This is a genomic window from Lamprobacter modestohalophilus (genome assembly GCF_016583905.1).
GTDB lineage: Bacteria > Pseudomonadota > Gammaproteobacteria > Chromatiales > Chromatiaceae > Lamprobacter > Lamprobacter modestohalophilus.
In genome coordinates, this window is record NZ_NRRY01000153.1 from 1 (window position 1) to 1,629 (window position 1,629).

Below are 1,629 nucleotides of genomic sequence, written 5' to 3' on the forward strand. Positions count from 1 at the left end.
TGATCGAAACCTGCCGCAAACGCGGGCATCTGCCTTGGCCCTATCTGGCCGCCGTCATCACTGAGCGACGCGCTGGCCGCACGGCTCCAGCGTTGCCGGCTCCAATGGCGGGTGTCTGAACGACTACCCTCAAGTTTCCTTGAAGAATTGACAGCGCTTGATCTCGTTGCTTTTCAGCGGACATTTCAATCTTGGACGTCTTTACTCTTGGGCCTGCGCTCCCGTCAAGCCACGTGCGCTAAAACCGTGTTTATTCGTCGTACATCGCCGATAACGCTCCGTGTAACATATACGGTCGAGCGGCTAGTGGAGAAAACCTTCACGGACGCTATCTCTTCAGAAACTGCCATCGTTCGCAAGATCGGGCAACGTTCGCTTCGGGCGGACACCTGCCGTTGGAGGCTGGGCGCGTCAGCATCCACTGTTGGCGGCACTGTGCCACTCTCTGTCGAAGACCGCAATGTCCGGTTGTGGCCGATCGCAGACACTCACCGGCAAAGGAGGCGATACCAGACTCGCTTGATTCTGCAGTTTCTGGATATGCCCCTCGCGTTGCCGCAGAGGAAGATAAGGCATTGATCATAAGTCAGTCCAAAACCAAGAGATCAGGTCAAGATTGCTACCGCTAGGCTCTTAAAAAACAATGGCTTAGAATTTTTGCAAACGCCCAGATGTCAAGGGTGGACCGAGTTATGAGCAAGGCCGAAGATAAGAAACGCCAGTGCAGTTGCTCGTTTCAGATCGATCCTGATCTGACAAGAGCGGCGCCAATTCCTGGCTGCGGAGACCATCAGGCACCGCTGCATCGCGAAACGTGCCGAAATCGATGATCTTTCACTGTCGCGGGCAAAGCCGTATCGAGTGGATGCTAGCAAGGTCTTCAGCGCCAGGCTGCCCGCCAAAGCATTTCCGACCCTGAACAGCCGTTAGGCCAAGGCCGGTATTGAGCACCGGCGGCGCTTCCTGAGTACTGAAGACAGCACGTTGGGCGCGGGACCGCTCCCCGCCCAGCACTGATCTCCACTATTAGGATGCCGCAACGATGCCCCACACCCGCTCTCTCTTACGCCGCCCCGAAGTCGAACGCCGCATCGGCTGCTCCCGCGCCAGTGTCTATGCTGATATCGCCGCCGGCCTGCTGCCACGCCCGGTCAAGATCGGCCAACGCGCCGTCGCTTGGCCCAGCCATGAGATCGACGCCGTCATCAACGCCCTCACGGCCGGCGCGACACCCGAAGAGATGTACGCCCTCGTCAACCAATTGCACGCCGCGCGCACAGTGACGGAGTCAATAAACGTCGATGACATCTGCTTCTGAGGTACGAATCTTGAGCCTAACCACACAAGGCCTCCCCAAGCCATGGGGGCAACACCAAGACGCGTCTCAGCGTGCAATCATCAGCCGCGCCGAGCGCGCCCTGCTCAGTGGTTTGATGATCGAGCCCGACGCCGTCTCGCGCGTTGTGGACCTGGTCTCCCCGGCTGACTTCGGCGATGACGACCACGGCAAGGTGTTCGCCGCGATCCTGGCACTGAGCGATGACGGCATTGCACCCGAGCCGGAAACGCTGATGAACGCGCTCAAGGATCGCCGTCACCGCGAACTGATCGTCTCGCTGTTCGCCGATG

At 59.0% G+C, this 1,629-nt stretch carries 2 protein-coding genes; both read left to right on the plus strand.

Annotation, left to right across the window (positions count from 1 at the left end):
- Window positions 1-1,042 precede the first annotated feature (1,042 nt).
- Window positions 1,043-1,318 carry a helix-turn-helix transcriptional regulator gene (locus tag CKO42_RS26505; RefSeq protein WP_200252566.1) on the plus strand — a complete coding sequence of 92 codons (276 nt, stop codon included), beginning with the start codon at window positions 1,043-1,045 and terminating at the stop codon, window positions 1,316-1,318.
- 115 nt (window positions 1,319-1,433) lie between these two features.
- Window positions 1,434-1,629, plus strand: a 196-nt coding sequence (locus CKO42_RS26510; RefSeq protein WP_207148843.1) for a DnaB-like helicase N-terminal domain-containing protein, incomplete at its 3' end; no start/stop codon positions are given.

Excerpts from the sequence above, each read along its gene's own strand:
- CKO42_RS26505 (WP_200252566.1), top strand. The coding sequence starts at position 1,043 with ATGCCCCACACCCGCTCTCTCTTACGCCGCCCCGAAGTCGAACGCCGC.